General features: G+C 36.3%; 13 protein-coding genes and 1 pseudogene. 11 read left to right on the top strand and 3 right to left on the bottom strand.

Going from position 1 to position 16619, the window contains the following annotated elements; translation table 11 throughout:
• Both ACESM9_RS09685 and ACESM9_RS09680 read right to left on the bottom strand, forming a co-directional pair.
• Positions 1 to 581, bottom strand: a pseudogene (locus tag ACESM9_RS09685) (serine dehydratase subunit alpha family protein); the annotation flags it as partial.
• Between the two features lie 125 nt (positions 582 to 706).
• Positions 707 to 2005 (bottom strand): serine dehydratase subunit alpha family protein, encoded by a 1299-nt coding sequence (locus tag ACESM9_RS09680; RefSeq protein ID WP_372997715.1) that lies wholly within the window; start codon positions 2003 to 2005, stop codon positions 707 to 709.
• Positions 2006 to 2687: 682 nt separating this feature from the next.
• Between ACESM9_RS09680 and ACESM9_RS09675 the strand changes: the two genes are divergently transcribed.
• From ACESM9_RS09675 to ACESM9_RS09630, 10 genes are all read left to right on the top strand, one after another.
• On the top strand, positions 2688 to 3740 hold the full coding sequence (locus tag ACESM9_RS09675) for a Bug family tripartite tricarboxylate transporter substrate binding protein (protein WP_372997713.1): 1053 nt from the start codon (positions 2688 to 2690) through the stop codon (positions 3738 to 3740).
• Between the two features lie 82 nt (positions 3741 to 3822).
• The gene (locus tag ACESM9_RS09670; protein ID WP_372997711.1) at positions 3823 to 4290 is read left to right on the top strand and encodes a tripartite tricarboxylate transporter TctB family protein; all 468 of its coding nucleotides are present in this window, start codon (positions 3823 to 3825) and stop codon (positions 4288 to 4290) included.
• Between the two features lie 23 nt (positions 4291 to 4313).
• Entirely contained in the window at positions 4314 to 5816 is a 1503-nt protein-coding gene (locus tag ACESM9_RS09665) for a tripartite tricarboxylate transporter permease (RefSeq protein WP_372997709.1), read from the top strand.
• Positions 5817 to 5851: 35 nt separating this feature from the next.
• Positions 5852 to 6841 (top strand): uroporphyrinogen decarboxylase family protein, encoded by a 990-nt coding sequence (locus ACESM9_RS09660; RefSeq protein WP_372997707.1) that lies wholly within the window; start codon positions 5852 to 5854, stop codon positions 6839 to 6841.
• Between the two features lie 146 nt (positions 6842 to 6987).
• The gene (locus ACESM9_RS09655; protein ID WP_372997705.1) at positions 6988 to 7989 is read left to right on the top strand and encodes a CNNM domain-containing protein; all 1002 of its coding nucleotides are present in this window, start codon (positions 6988 to 6990) and stop codon (positions 7987 to 7989) included.
• An 86-nt stretch (positions 7990 to 8075) separates the two neighbouring features.
• The gene (locus ACESM9_RS09650; protein WP_372997703.1) at positions 8076 to 9323 is read left to right on the top strand and encodes an HlyC/CorC family transporter; all 1248 of its coding nucleotides are present in this window, start codon (positions 8076 to 8078) and stop codon (positions 9321 to 9323) included.
• 61 nt (positions 9324 to 9384) lie between these two features.
• Positions 9385 to 10392, top strand: a complete 1008-nt coding sequence (locus tag ACESM9_RS09645) for a uroporphyrinogen decarboxylase family protein (RefSeq protein WP_372997701.1) — start codon at positions 9385 to 9387, stop codon at positions 10390 to 10392.
• Positions 10393 to 10549: 157 nt separating this feature from the next.
• On the top strand, positions 10550 to 11488 hold the full coding sequence (locus tag ACESM9_RS09640; protein WP_372997699.1) for a cation diffusion facilitator family transporter: 939 nt from the start codon (positions 10550 to 10552) through the stop codon (positions 11486 to 11488).
• Between the two features lie 124 nt (positions 11489 to 11612).
• Positions 11613 to 13415, top strand: a complete 1803-nt coding sequence (locus ACESM9_RS09635) for a sigma 54-interacting transcriptional regulator (protein ID WP_372997697.1) — start codon at positions 11613 to 11615, stop codon at positions 13413 to 13415.
• Positions 13416 to 13510: 95 nt separating this feature from the next.
• Entirely contained in the window at positions 13511 to 14656 is a 1146-nt protein-coding gene (locus ACESM9_RS09630) for a pyridoxal-phosphate-dependent aminotransferase family protein (RefSeq protein WP_372997695.1), read from the top strand.
• Positions 14657 to 14715: 59 nt separating this feature from the next.
• Here the strand turns inward: ACESM9_RS09630 and ACESM9_RS09625 are convergent, their stop codons facing one another.
• A complete protein-coding gene (locus tag ACESM9_RS09625; protein WP_372997693.1) occupies positions 14716 to 15963 on the bottom strand; it encodes an MFS transporter in 1248 nt (415 codons plus the stop codon).
• A gap of 124 nt (positions 15964 to 16087) precedes the next feature.
• Between ACESM9_RS09625 and ACESM9_RS09620 the strand changes: the two genes are divergently transcribed.
• The coding region (locus ACESM9_RS09620) for a zinc dependent phospholipase C family protein (protein ID WP_372997691.1) at positions 16088 to 16619 on the top strand (532 nt) is incomplete at its 3' end.

Genomic DNA, 16619 nt, shown 5'->3' with positions numbered 1-16619 from the left:
AGATTTACTGTATCAGCAAACTCTATAATATCCTTTATGTTTAAGAGTGAAGTGTCACCTGTAACAGCTACTTCATCTTCTTTTGCATCTTCTTCTTTCTGGAAAAGAGTTTCCCCGTTTTTAACAATCTTAATTATATTTGTATGAGAATCTTTGATAGAAACTTCTGCGGATTCATCATCTGAGTAAACCTTGGCTTCGATATAAAGGTTTTCAACACCTTGAAGATGGTACACGGAGCAGTAATCTTCTTTTAAAAGTCTTCTGATTTCATCATAGTCTTCTTCCTTTACACTTTCTAATACCTGAAGCTCTCTATCTGCATCTCCTCCAACTACTCCGGCTATAGCTGCAGCATCAATACCTATAAGGCCTCCTGTATTTGGCACCACAACACCTTTTACATTCTTCACTATGTTTCCGCTGCAACCAATTTCCATTCTTTTTGGTTGCTTGCCCAAAACAGCCTTAGCTTTAGCTGCTGCATAAGCAATGGCTATGGGCTCAGTACAGCCAAGGGCTTCTATAAGCTCATCCTTTAAAATCAATATATAGTTTTCGCAAACTTCTTTTGTCAACATGTTTTTTTCCTCCTGTTTATAGTAAATTTAATATATGAGTAAGAGCTCCTGACAATTGCATCCATTATAGAATACCTGCAATATAAGGCTCAGTATAAAAATAGAAAAGCAATGGAACACTCTATTTAGTTAGCAGAAGCTGTTTTATTTGTCATGATTTTCAGGATAGTATCATCCATATTCTTCATTCCTTCACTGGATAATACTCCTAGATTTCTAATAGTAGCTTCTGCGTCATCTCCTACAATTCCATCATAATTGGATATGACTATTCCATTTACTGCAAGATATGCTTGTATTACTGCTTCACTTGCTGCAGTAGATAATTTATAAGCACAACCTCCTTTCGCACCGTCACATACCATGCCTGATATGGCACCTACCATATTGCTTATGGTACCTACCAGTTGATCATAATCTCCACCTAAAAGCCATGCAATAGAGGCTGAAGCACCAATGCCTGCTGCCACGCTGCAACCGCATACAGGGGAGAGTTTTCCTGTGTACTCTTTTATATAGGCAGTTATCAGATGGCTCATTGCCAATGCCCTGGATAACTTTTCTTCATCATATCCCAAATATCTGCAAACAATAGTAGGTGGTATTATAGCTGTAATACCGTGATTTCCACTTCCCGCACTGCTCATTACAGGCAAGTTAATACCTGCCATCCTTGCATCACAGGCGGCAGAAGTTAATATTCTTACCTGGTTTACAATATCATCTCTTAATATGCCTTTCTGTAATAACTGGCTCATACCTGCACCTAGGCCAATTTTATCCTCAAGTCCTTTATTAGCCATGGTGATATTCAGTTCAACCCCTTCAAGTAGAAAGCTGATATCATCAAAGTCAACATTTTCGACAAAGTCTTTTATCCCCCTGATACTTAAGTTTTTTAGAGAAATTCTATTGCCATTAAAACCATTGTTAAAGACACATTTTATGTCTTCTGCAGAATGTATGACTTTGCCCTTTGATTCCAGGTAAACAATATTTGTATGATAATCTCTTACCTTGCAGCAGGCAGTGCCTTCATTTGTTGTAACAAGGGCTTCAATATAGAAGTTGCCCTGATCATCTACAATTTCAGTGGAAATAATATTTTTCGAAACTATATCCTTTGCTTTATTTATATGGGATTCATTAACATTTTTAAAAAGCTCTAGTCCAAATTCAGGGTTTCCGCATAATACTGATAAAGCTACCGCAAAGACTATACCTCTTTCATTAGTGCCAGGTATTCCGACTCTCATGCCATTCTTGTAAATATTAGGGCTCAGTTTAATACTGATTTTTTCAACATTCCCTTTTAATTCTTTATAAGCCGTTGACACTGCCAGAGCAACTGCAACAGGCTCCGTGCAGCCTATAGCGGGCTTAACTTGCTGTTTAAGAATCACTAAGATATCCTCTTTACCCAACACTAAAACTCCTTTCCATGAATAAATACCATAAAAACTTTTTTAATATATGCTTGTTTGCAATTATCATGCCAATTATAAAAAATGACAATCTTGATTATGTTAATCAAGCAATTGGAAAATTAATAACCTTTTATTAAGAGCAAAATTGCTGTAAAATGCATTATAGTGAAAAATCAAAAAAGTGATTTATTCCTATTTAATATAATTAAGAAAAATACTTTAAAACTGAGGAGTCAGCTATAAAGTGTATATGAACAAAAAATATTACTGATATTCTAATGAATAAAGGATAATTTCGAGAAATATTTTTCATATTTGAAAAATATTTTTCAAATATGAAAAATTTAATTATGGCGAATAGTTTTTTACCTAGAGTATAAAAACTAGTAAGACGAATTAAAGGAGTGGTGAACAGGGTAAATGATATGACAAAACAATATAATTTACATTAAATGTTTTTCAATTTTGAAATTATATGCTCTTTATGTTTAAGTTTAATAAAAAATTATTTTATTTACAACTGTTAATTTTAAAATAACTATCTAGCCAGAAAACGCATATTCAATGCTTTGTGGGCAGTTTTATATTTTTTTCGCTTTTTATTATGGCATGAATATTGCATTAATAAAAAGTGACTCAGTCAATTCAATAGAATAAAGAATGGTTAGGAGGAAAAAGAATGCTAAACAAAAAAACAAAATCTATTATCGCTTTGTTACTAGTTGTTGTAATGAGTTTTGCACTTGTTGGCTGTGGCTCATCAAATAATGAACCGGCTCAACCAGCAGGCGAAGCAACTGGCGAAGCAAAAACATCTGAACTAAGACCTGAGGGTGTACCTGCTGATTACCCAAATAAAGAAATTCAATGGATTTATGCTTTTGGTCCTGGATCCCCAATGGATGCTTATTTCAGAATCTTAGCAGACAAGATTCAGAAAATGGAAGGCTGGAAACATGGCTTTGTAGTTACTTACAAAGAGGGAGCTAGTGGAAGAATTGGCTGGAATGCTTTTGCTGAAGCAAAACCTGACGGATACACACTTGGATTTGCTCCAAGCGCTATGTTAATCTCTGCTGTTTCAGAGGATGTATCCTACGGCGCTGACAAAATGAGCTATATAATAAATACTATGTCTGACCCTGGCGCTATAGGTGTTAAATCTGATTCTAAATACAACTCACTTCAAGAGTTAGTAGAAGCAGCAAAAGCAAACCCTGGAAAAATAACTATCGGTGTTACTTCAACAATCGGTCAGGAAGGTTTAACAGTAAGACTTATAGAAAAAGCTTCCGGTGCTAAATTTAACATGGTTGCTTTCGATGGAGAGGCTGAAATATTCGCAGCTGTTATAGGAAACCATCTTGATGCTTTCTGCTTGAACATTTCTGACGCAACTACATTCATCGAAGATGGACAGGTTAAGATCCTTGCTACAGGTGATGATGAAAGATCTCCATTCTTACCTGATGTACCAACTTATAAAGAAAGCGGATATGATGTTACTCAGCTTAACATGAGAGGTATAGGTGGACCTGCAGGAATACCTGAGCCCATAAGACAATACCTTGAGAACTGCTTCATAGCTGCTGCAAACGATCCTGAAATCCAAGCTAAAGCAGCTGAAATGAAGATTCCTGTTGATACTTTGACAGGTGCTGAATTAGAAGCTCAGTTTAAAGCTATTTCTGAAACATACAGAAAGCTTTATGAAGAAGATCCTTGGAACTAACAATTTAAAGATGCAAAAATAACTTCGGGGGTGGTTTTACACCCCCCTAAAATCATAAATAAAATGTGCAGGTGGTGCGCTAATGGAAAATAAAACTTCAAAAAAATCATTTAACTTTAACTATTTATCGGTAGCTTTAATTTATATCTGGGCTTTGGCATTTTTGCTTTGGACTCCTAAGATAAAGGATCCTGGGTCAAGAATGTTTCCTGTTGCAATAAGTATTTTTGCTATAGTGTTGGCAACTATACTATTACTGAAGACCTATTTCAAATGGGGAAAGCAGGAAGAACTTGATTTTAGCGGCTCAAAGATGGCTATGTTGATGGCTGCTTTGCTTATTGCCTATGTTGCTTTAATAGAAGCAGTGGGTTTCTATTTGGCAACACCATTTTATCTCTATATAACTATGTGGGTGCTAGGACAGAGGAAAAAGAAGCTTATGATTTCAATTTCCATTCTGATGCCTTTGATCGTATTTGTGTTCTTTGATCTGATTCTGGGAATGCAAATACCTGAAGGCATGTTGCTTCCCATGTTGCTAGGATAATTTCTATACGAGGAGTGTAATATATGGAGTTTTTTCAATATGCTTTGGAAGCATGTACTTTTGATAACTTATTGTGGATGACGATAGGTGCTTTGGTTGGTTCTATTCTCGGTGCTCTGCCAGGAATGTCAGCCGATACAGGTATTGCAATATTCTTACCATTGACATTTAATTTGGAACCAGTTACCGGACTTATTACTCTAGGTGCCATATATGTAACCGGATCCTTCGGTGGTAATATAACTGCTGTTTTAATAAATACCCCTGGAACTTCAGACTCTTTGTTTATGACTTTGGATGGTTATCCGATGACTGTTCGAGGTGAGGGGTTAAGAGCAATTGGTATAACGACCTTCAGTGCCTTTATTGGCGGAATGATAGGATCCATTGCACTGCTCTTTATTGCTCCTCCATTAGCTCAAATAGCAATAAAGTTTGGTCCTTGGGAATTATTCCTTACAACATTGATGGGACTTATCATAATACTTGGCCTTGTAAAAGGTGGTATGCTAAAAGGCCTCATAAGTGCATCATTAGGTTTCTTATGCACCATGATTGGTATGGATGGTATTACTGGTTTGAGCAGATTGAACTTTGGAATCAAACCCATATATGACGAACTGCCATTGTTGCCTGTAGTATTGGGTATGTTTGCGGTATCTCAGGTGTTGGCTCTGGCAGCAGACAAGACTGAGACCATTTCCATAGACAAGTCGTCTATGAAAGGATCGCCTTTCCTTTCTTTGAAGGACCATTTATCTATGCTGTTTAACAATATTAGATCTTCAATCATAGGTACAGTAGTAGGCATTATACCAGGTGCAGGAACAACGGTTGCCGCTGGTATTAGCTATAATTTAGCAAGAAAAGGTGATAAACATCCTGAGACCTTTGGAAAAGGTAACGATCAGGGACTTGCTACAGTTTCCGCAGCTAATAACGCAGTTGTTGGAGGTTCTCTGGTTCCGCTTTTGACATTAGGAATACCTGGAAATGGAACTTCAGCTCTTTTCCTTGGAGGTTTATTAATTCATGGTTTGGCACCAGGAACTCAGTTATTCAATAGAACACCGGAAACTGCCTATGGATTATTCTTCGGTTTAATCATGGCCAACTTCTTTATTCTGTTGATTGGATTGTTTGGTGCTCCCATATATGCTAAGGTAACTAAAGTGCCTATTAATATATTGATACCCATAGTTGGATCCTTATGTATATTAGGTGCTTACACATATCGTAACTTGGCATTTGATAACTTCTTGATTATAATATTTGGTATTATCGGCTACTACATGGTTAAAGCGGATATACCTATGGCACCTTTTGTACTTGCATTTGTATTAGGTAAAAATACCGAAATACACTTCAGAAGAAGTTTGCTGCTTACTGATGGAAACTTAGCTTCTGTAGCATTTACACCTTTAGCAATAGCTTTGCTTACAGTAGACTTGATATTCTTGCTCTCACCATTCTGGGGAGATATTAAAAAGTTTTTCAAGAAAGATAAAGAAGCTGCAAACTGCTAATTATTAGTTCTATATATATGAAAGGGAGAATTACTATGGAAATGATGACAAAGAAAGAAAGAGTCATGGCAGCCATAAAAAAACAGGATGTTGATAGAGTTCCCTTTGGCATGTGGTATCATGTGCCTCATGTGGACCAGGATCCTGTTGAGCTGGCAGAAGTTCAAATACAACAAGCTCACAGCTATGATTTAGACTTCATTAAGTTGATGCCTTTTGGAAACTATGGTGCCCATGATTATGGACTAAGCTGTACTTTTTACTGCACTAAGGACAAGCCTGTATTTGAAAGAAAGTTCGCTATTGATGATCCTAAGGAATGGACAGAATTAGAACCTCTTCCAGGCTACTTTGGTAACCATGGGAAAAATATACTGTTAGCAAGACAAATCAGAAAGCAGCTTAAGGGTGAAGAGATTCCATATATACAGACTATTTTCAGTCCCTTAACTACAGCTAAAAAGCTGGCTGGACCAAAAATATTTGAGCATATGAGATCTCATCCTGAGTACTTGCATCAAGCATTGGCTGCAATAACAGAAACCACTATAAATTTTGTTAAGTTAAATATTGAAGAAGGGGTAGCTGGATTCTTCTTCGCAACTCAGTGTGCCAACAATGAGTGGGTTACTGAAGCTGAATACGATGAGTTCGGAGTTAAATATGACCTTCAAGTAATAGATGCATATAAAGATATAACCTATTTCAATGTTGCCCATATCCATGGTGACAACACAATGTTTGAAAAGGTTGCAAATTACCCATGCAACTGCATCAACTGGCATGACAGATGGGTAAAACCAAGCATGGCTGAAGCCAGAAAAATAAGTGATAAGTGCTTCTTAGGCGGTATCAATGAGAAATGGTTATCCACAGCTAAGCCTGAGGAAGTTCGAGATCACATAAGAGAAGGTGTTTTGGCAGCTGGCCGTATAGGCTTGATGGTTACACCTGGTTGTGTAGCTGAATTGAGCACACCTGAAGTAAACTTCTATGCTGCAAGAACAGCTGTTGAAGGTCTATAAGAATATAACTAAATAATGTTTTGATTCCCCAAGGGCATATATTTGTATAAGTGTTTAAAGAACATTTGGCTATTGGGGAAAACTTTTAATCTGTTTAATCTGTTAGGGATAATTAATATTAAAGTAATAAAGGAGTTGGTAGTCCCGTGGACGGTGGCAGTTCGATACTATTTATTTTACTATTGGTATTTTTATTGGGTGCAGCCTATTGTGCATCTTCAGAGATCTCTTTTGCATCCGTAAACAAAATCCGCTTAAAAAGTTATGCTGATAATGGGGACAAGCGAGCCATAAATGCAATGTATATCAATGATAATTTTAATAAGGCATTGACAACATTGCTTATAGGCAACAATATAACCCATATTGCATTTGCTTCGGTGGCAACCTTGGTTTCAACCCGGTTATGGGGTGTAGAATCTGTTAAGTATACAACTATTGTCTCGACTTTTGTAGTATTTTTGTTCAGTGAAATGATTCCTAAGAGCTATGGAAAAGCAAACAGCACAAAAATTGCCCTTGCTGTTTCAGGTTCATTGCGGGCATTGATGAAAATACTTGCGCCTGTAGCTTATTTCTTCACATTGATAAGCAATGGTGTGTCTAAATTATTTCCCGTGAAGGATGATGAACCTGCCATAACTGAGGAGGAACTGTATGATATCATTGAAACAGCCAATGAAGAAGGCGTCTTGGATGAAGATCAACAAGTGCTTGTTAGTTCTGCATTGGATTTTGATGATATAACGGTCGGTGATATATTTATTGCTAAGAAAAATATTGTGGCATTGGATATAGATTCCCAACGAAAAGAAATCCTGCAGAATATAAAGAATTACAAATATTCTCGCATACCAGTATATAGAGATAATATAGATAATATCATCGGTATCCTTCCAGTCAGAAAGTTCTTAAAAGCATATATAAAGGGTGAAGTAACTGATATTGAGGATATGCTTATACAACCACATTATACAAAGAGCAATATGCCTATCGATGATTTGCTCAAAGAAATGAGCAGTAAAAAACTTCACATGTCTATAGTCGTCGATGACCAGGGCAAAACTCTTGGTATTGTTACAGTAGAAGATATTTTAGAGGAACTTGTAGGTGAGATATGGGATGAGGATGATGTAGTCAGCCTATAAAATCCCAATCAGTGCAAGGACAATTGTGTGGATTAGGAAACATTTATTGAAAAACTACAAAAAAGAACGGGAGTTGGTTTATTTATATGGACATTTGGCCTTATATAGGCATTGTTATATGCTTAGCATTTTCTGCATTTTTCTCCGGGTCGGAAATAGCTTATGCTTCTGCTAACAAAGGCAGGCTCAAGAAAGCGGCGGAGACAGATAATAAGAGAGCAAAGATAGCTTATTATATTTCTGAACATTTTGATGATGCATTAACTACCATACTGATTGGAAACAATCTTGTAAATATTGCTGCATCCTCTATTACTACAGTAATAGCCATTAGTCTTATGGGAGAGTCAGGAACTGTAGTTGCTACTATAGTTATGACCATACTTATTCTTATCTTCGGTGAGATAACACCAAAGGTAATAGCAAAACAGCAATGCGATAAATTTGTTTTGTTGGTATCTTATCCACTGAGATTATTAATGTATGTATTGAAGCCTGCTATAGTTGTTGTTGTAGGCTTAGTCAATTTAGTTTCAAAACTATGGAAAAAGGATAGTATCAATGAGCCTTCAGTTACAGAAGAAGAGTTGGTTTCAATAATTGAAAGTGTTGAAGATGAAGGCGTTATAGATAAAGAAAGAAGTGACTTGTTGCAGTCAGCCTTGGAATTCTCTGATATATCAGTTGAAGAAATCCTTACCCCTCGTACGGATATGATTGCTATTGATATAAATGATGATATGGATTCCATTATAGAAACAGCTTTAGAGTCACCCTATTCAAGAATACCTGTCTATGAAGATAGTATTGATAATATAATAGGTGTACTTCACATTGGAAGATTTCTGAGAAAGCTTGCTGATAATAAAGAAATAGATATACGCTCTATACTGATAGATGCCTGCTTTGTTCACAAGACGATGAAGCTTCCGGATATTTTTGATGAACTGAAAAATCGTCGTCTTCAGATGGCCATTGTTACCGATGAATATGGAGGAACCATGGGCTGCATAACCATGGAGGATGTTCTTGAGGAACTGGTAGGAGATATATGGGACGAGACAGATGAGATTATAAATGAGTTTAAAGCTATTGGTGAAAATACCTATGAGGTCAGTGGAGACTTATCTCTCCGTGATTTCTTTGATTATGTAGATGTAGATGACCGTGATTTTGAAAGTGATTATAGTACTGTAGGTGGCTGGGCTATCGAGATGATAGATGACATACCTGGCATAGGTGATACTTTTAAATATAAAAATCTTACCATTAAGGTCATTGAGTTGGATGGTATGCGTGTGACAAAGCTTTCAGTATTTGTTGCACAGGAATAAAAGGTAAACTATGTTGTCTAACAATTTAAATATATATTTTATATAATAGGAGGAATTGTCAATGAAACCTATAGAAAGAATAGAAGCATTATTAGCAGGAAAGAAACTTGATACACCCGCAATGAATTTATGGAAGCATTTTCCGCCTTATGATGAAGATCCAAAGGAACTTGTTAAGAAGACCATACAGTTCCAGGAAAGATTTAATTGGGATTTCGTAAAGGTAACTTATCAAGGATTATATTCAATCCAGGATTGGGGTTCTAAAATTAAATGGCCGGAAAGAGACTGTGAGTGGCCAAATACTTGCTCAGGTGTTGGAGTAGTAACAGATTTCTCAATCAAAAAGCCCGAGGATTGGAAGAACCTTAATGTATTGCCCATGGATCAAGGCTCAATGGCTGATTCTATTTTAGCAGCCAAAGAAATTACCAAGAGATTTAAAGGAGAGGCTCCTGTAGTTGTTACTGTATTTACTCCTTTGACTACTGCAATAAAGATGAGCGGAGACAAAATGTTGGTTCATATGAGACAATACCCTGAATATTTCAAAAAAGGTTTAGAAGTAATAACAGAGACCACAATCAATTTTGTTAAAGAGTTAGTTAAAAATGAAGCTGATGGAATATTCTTTGCCAGCCAGTTGGGAACCTATGACAGAATGAGCGTTGCAGAATATGAAGAGTTTGGTAGACCATATGATCTACAGATACTTGAGGCTGTACAGGGTAAAACTTGGTTCAACATTATGCATATGCATGGTAATGCTCCAATGTTCGACCTCTTGGAAAAATATCCGGTACAAGCTATCAATTGGCATGACAGACTGGTAGATTTGAAATTGAAAGATGGAAGAAGCAAAAGTGATAAGTTAATAATCGGCGGAGTTGACGAGTTCAAGGTATTGCATGAAGCAAGTGATGAGGAACTCTTAGCACATCTTCAGGATGCAATGGATCAAGTTGAAGATAAGAGACTCATATATGGACCAGGATGCTGTGTACCTCTATATGTAAATGAAGATAGATTCGAAGTTGCAAAGGAACTTCTTAAGAAAGTGTCACAATAATATCTAAAGTATCATAATTAGTAATAAGACTTTATAATTTCATATGTAGCAATTAATCTGACTTAGAAATTGTATAGGAGATTTATTCTCCTATACAATTTTGCTATTTATGGGTAAATGATAAATATTCCTATTTAAATGAGAAAGGAGAAAAATAATGATCAATCAAGACGAGAAAAAATCAGAAGAGCTTCTAAACTGTGGATTGCAGGATATAGATAGACATAAGGAAGATTTCAAAACCGCTGAAAGATGGGCTATAATCGGTGTAGCAGGCAACATTATACTTACAGTATTTAAAGCCTTTGCAGGTATTGTGGGAGGAAGCAGCGCCATGGTAGCTGATGCAATGCATTCTGCATCAGATATTGTGGCTTCAGCTGTGGTATATATAAGCCTGAAGATTGCTAAAAAACCTGCAGACGAAGACCATCCCTACGGTCACGGAAAAGCTGAAGCCATTTCCTCTGCAATAGTAGGATTAATGCTGGTGGCAGCTGGATTTGAGATACTAAAGACTGCTTATGAAACCATAAGTGCCGGTTCCATAGAGGCACCTGGAATCATAGCCCTATATGCAGCAATAGTCTCAATCATTACCAAAGAAATGATGTACAGACTCACGTACAAAGTCGGGAAAAGAATAAACAGTCCATCAACTATAGCCAATGCCATGGATCATCGATCCGATGCATTCTCATCCATTGCAACATTTATAGGTATTGGTGGGGCAATTCTTGGATACCCAATAATGGATCCTATTGCCGGTGGATTAGTAGCTTTATTCATATTAAAAATGGGGTATGACATAATCAAGGATGCAGTAAATCAGATTATGGACAAATCTGCTGAAGAAGAAAAATTGGTCAAAATAAAGGAAGTAGTTATGAGCACCCATGGAGTCAGGGATGCCCATGACATTCGTGTAAGGCAGAGTGGCCCGTTTTATCTGGTAGACTTGGATATATGTGTAGATAGTAATGTAAGTATCGCTGAAGCTCATGACATATGCGATATTGTAAGGAATAATGTGCATCAATCTTTAGACAAGATACATGAAGTAAGAGTCCATGTGGATCCTATGGATAAGGAATAAAATAAAAAAGTATTGGAAAATTGGAAGAAAAGGAAAGAAACATAATTCGACAATATCTTCACAATGATTTATACTATATATAGACATTCCAGTATAGGTTCTATATTAAATTGAGGTGTTAGATATGTCATATTTAAAGCTAATTGATGATAAAATACAATCTTTAGCAGAATCCCTTTCATCCATACTTAACATTGAAACTACAGTAGTAGATGAAAATCTGTTAAGAATTGCAGGTACTGGTGACTTTTATTATCGTATTAATGAAACCAGCCCGGAAAACTCTTTATTTGCTAAAGTTTTAAAAAGCGGTAAGCCGGAACTCAATATATATGATAGAAACAGAGCTATTTGTCGCCAATGCAACAATGCACACACATGTAAGGAACGAAAGAGCATGATATACCCCATTAAAGTTGAAGGAGACGTTATTGGGGTGGTATGTTTTGCTTCATTTAACCAGACACAGGATGAGATAATGCTCAGCAAGAAAGAAGAGTACTTAGATATGCTTGAGCATTTTGCTGAAAGTATTGAGAAAGAAATAACCGGTATTATGATGATGAATAAACTCAATATGGGTATTGCCGAAATTAATGGAATTATTAATTCTATTAATAGAGGCATAATTATTGTGGATAAGGATGAAAAAATTATTCACATTAATTCCAAGGCTATTAAGGCATTGGACATAAATTTCTCATCAAGCAAAATCATCAACACAAGGATCAGTGACATAATAAAGAAATTTAAAATCGAAGATACAAATAACAAGGAATTGTTAGGAAATTGGGAAATAGGAGACAAAATTCTTAAGGTTCTATATAAGATTAATTATATAATACTTGATAATAAAAATATTTCTACCCTTATTGATTTTGACACTCTGGACGAAATAGTGAATCGTGCCATGACTTATAATAACGATAATGTAATAACCTTTGAGAATATTGTTGGACGAAGCAAGGTAATGATGGACATTATAGATAAAGCTAAAGTAGCGGCGAAATCAGATTCTACAATATTTCTTTATGGTGCCAGCGGTACCGGTAAAGAACTTTTCGCCAGATCTATCCATAATGCCAGCTTTAGAAAAGATGGACCTTTTGTAGCCATAAATTGTGCTACTCTACCAGAAAATCTCATTGAGTCCGAATTATTTGGCTATGAAAAAGGATCTTTCACAGGAGCGAGCACTAAGGGCAAAATAGGTAAATTTGAGCAGGCGAATAATGGTACATTATTCTTAGATGAGATTGCGGACCTTCCTTTGCATCTACAAGCAAAGCTTTTAAGAGTCCTTCAAGAAAAAAAGATTGATAAAATAGGAAGCTCCACGCCAACAGATATAAATGTGAGAATAATATCTGCAACTCATAAGAATCTGGAAGAGATGGTAAGGAGAAACGAATTCAGGGAAGATCTATATTACAGGTTGAATGTCATTCCCTTATATTTGCCATCATTAAAAGAAAGAGAAGAGGATATATTGTTGCTTTCTCAATATATCATTAAAAAGTTGTGCAATAAAATGAATAAGCCTGAGAAATATATTTCAAAGGAACTAGAAGAAAAATTCATGAGCTATTGCTGGCCGGGCAATGTAAGAGAACTGGAAAATGTACTGGAGTATGCTATCAATTTTTCAGACGATGATGAAATCGGATTAGATGATATGCCTGAGTATTTCCTAAACAAACTGAGCAGGGACAATAAAATTAATTACACTGACGAAGCTTTTGGTTTAGGATCTATAGACATAAACAACCTGACAAGCTTGGATGAGATGACTAGAGAATATGAGAAAAAAATACTGAAGAAGTTTATAGATTTATATGGAGACACTACGGAAGGGAAAAGAAAAGTTGCAAAAAGGCTCAATATGAGTATCACTACTCTATATAGAAAATTAAATGATTATCAATAGAGTATAGAGTAAGTTCTTGACTTAATTATCCTATAGTTATATAATTAAAATATAGGTAAAACGATATTTACTATTAGTAAAGAGGAGTGTTTTATATGAAAACAAGAAAATTGTTAATGATACCTGGGCCAACACCTGTAGCAAGATCTATTCAAGATCAGATGGGTAGAGAGACAGTGGCCTTTGGTGATCCTGCTTTTGTTAAAGACTTTAAAGAATTGATAGAAGACTTAAAGGTTATGTTTAAGTGCAGTGGTGAGGTATTTGTACTGGCAGGCACTGGAACAATGGGAATGGAAACAGCTATTGCCAATGTGACTAAAAAGGATGACAATGTATTAATCGTATCCAATGGTTTCTTTGGAGACAGATTCGTAGACCTTTGCAGCAGAAAAGGTCTGAATGTTGATGTATTATCTTGCGAATGGGGCGATACAGTTCCTGTTGAGAAAATAAGAGAGAAATTAAAAGAGAAAAATTATGCAGCCATGACAGTAACACATGTGGATACTTCTACAGGAGTATGCGCACCGGTAGCAGAAATAGGCGAAATGATGAAGGAATTCCCTGATACTATCTACATAGTTGACGGTGTCTGTGCAACAGCAGGAGAGCCTGAATATGTTGATGATATGGGTATAGACATACTGTTTACAGGTTCACAGAAGGCTTTTGGTGTTGCACCGGGACTAACAATGCTTTGGGCTAGCAAAAAAGCATTGGATAGAAGAAAGAGCTTAGGAACTATTCCAGAATTCTATATAGATTTTGAGAAGTGGCTTCCTATAATGAATGATCCTTCCAAGTACTTTGGAACACCTGCTGTCAACCTGATATGGGCATTAAAAGAATCAGTAAGGCTTATGAAAGAAGAAGGCTTGGAAAATAGATATGCAAGACATAAAAAATATGCAAAAGCAATGCAATCAGCACTGGAAGCATTAGGATTCAAGGTATTGGCAAAGGAAGGCTACAGAGCAGTTACACTATCAAACCTGATTTATCCTGAAGGTACAGACGATGCAAAATTCAGAGGACTATTGGCAGAAGAAGGCATCATGGTGGCAGGAGGCTTAGCAGCCTATGCAGGAAAAATGTTCAGATTAGGCCATATGGGCAACATTGACAAACATGATCTTGTATCAGTAATTGCAACTATTGAGAGAGCAGCATACAGAGCAGGTATGCCTGTAGAGTTAGGCAAAGGTGTAGCTGTAGTTCAGAAGAGCTTGGTAGAATAAGATAAGTAAAAAGCTGTTTGGTTCTATTAGATCCAAACAGCTTTTTTTATACACAATACCTAGACCTTTTCATCCTTAGGCACAGCGAATATCATTATTGCTCCACCGATAACAAAGAGAAGCAATACGCTCAATACCCCGTAACGGGAATGGCCTGTAATCTGGCTAAACATGGCATAAAGAGCAGGACCCATTATGGCAGCAAATTTCCCAAAAATATCATAGAAGCCGAAGAACTCATTGGCTTTTTCCTTGGGTATCATCTTACCAAAATAAGATCGGGACAAGGCCTGTATTCCACCCTGGGATGTAGCCACCAGGAATGCTAAAATCCAAAACTCAACAGCAGTTTTCATATTATAGCCCACAAAGCAAATCACTATGTATATTGCTATGCCTACAAGAAGCATAGTTCTTGTACCTACCTTTTTTGCCAGTTTTCCATATAAAATGGCAAAAGGAAAAGCAACGATCTGAGTCATAAGAAGTGCTAACAATAAAGAATTGCTGCCCACTCCCACTGAATCTCCGTATACTGTTGACATTTTTATTATGGTATTTACTCCGTCTATGTAGAAAAAATATGCTAAAAGAAAAACAAATACCTTTTTATATTGCCTTATATTCATGAAGGTATTATAAAGCCTTAGGAAGCTTTTCTTTATAGTATTTTTTTCTCTCTCAATATAATATATCTGTTTTACATTTTTAAGCATAGGTATGGAAAAGATTATCCACCATATTGCAGTTAACATAAAGGACATTTTAACTGCAAGGCTTGAACTTATTCCTATCTTGCTGCCAAACAATACAAGACCTATGGATATGACAAAGGGGATTGTGCTTCCCCCTATGTAGCCTAAGGCGAAGCCATAGGATGAGACAGTATCCATTTTCTCTTCTGTGGTTACATCGATTAAAAATGCATCATAAAATATATTTGCTGACGAAAAGCCTATGACAGTAACCATATAGATAATAAGGAGTGGCATCCATTGGTTTGTAAAGCTAAGAGCAGCTGTCGACAGGACTCCAAGGATAAAAAAGAACTTAAAAAACTGCATTTTCTTTCCTTTATAATCCCCTACTGTCCCCAGGATAGGAGCTAAAATGGCTACTATCAAAGTAGCTATGGAATTGGCATATCCCCAATAGGAATCCGCCATATTGGGACTTACACCACCGTTTTTTGCGAGGGTTTTAAAAAAAATAGGTAATATTGCGGCTGATATGACAACTGAATAGGCAGAATTAGCCCAATCATAGAATATCCAACTTTTTTCCGCTTTGGTAAAGTTTTTTAACATAGGATTCCCTCCATAATCTTGATAGTTTAATTTTACTTTAGTTAACTTATAAATGAAAGACAAATATAAAAGATATATACTATAATTATGATATGATAAGTAGAAACATAAAGGTGGTGTTATTATGCCTGCGCTGCTGACCCATTATTTATGTGGAGATAGAATGGTTAAATCAGTAAATACTACAGGAGTAATAAATGTTATAAATTCACATAGAAATCTTTTCAATCTCGGAACTCAGGGACCGGATGTTTTCTTCTATCACAATGCCTGGCCTTGGGCAAAAGGGAAGAGTCTGAGCAAAGTAGGATCAAGGCTGCATCATGAAAAGGTTAAAGCCTTCTTTGATTATGCTTTGGAAGCAATAGAAAAGAAAAAAGGCGATGTAAAAGAAAGATTACAAGCCTATCTATATGGGTATGTGTGTCATTACTCCCTCGATATTCACACCCACCCCTATATATATTACAAAACCGGCTTTGCCATGGATGAAAAAGAGGATAAAAAGAAGTATGATGCATATCACAGAAGATTTGAAGCAGAGATAGATGTAATAATGGCAGAAGAAATACTCAAAAAAAGGACCCGTAGTATATTAAGCTACAAGCTTATAGATATCAATGATGAAGATGCCGCCTTGTTGGCAAGGATGTATA

It is taken from the genome of Lutispora sp. (genome assembly GCF_041687175.1).
In the GTDB taxonomy this organism is placed as follows: domain Bacteria; phylum Bacillota; class Clostridia; order Lutisporales; family Lutisporaceae; genus Lutispora.
Note: the sequence above shows the minus strand (reverse complement) of the source record. Positions and strands in the feature narration are given on the sequence as shown.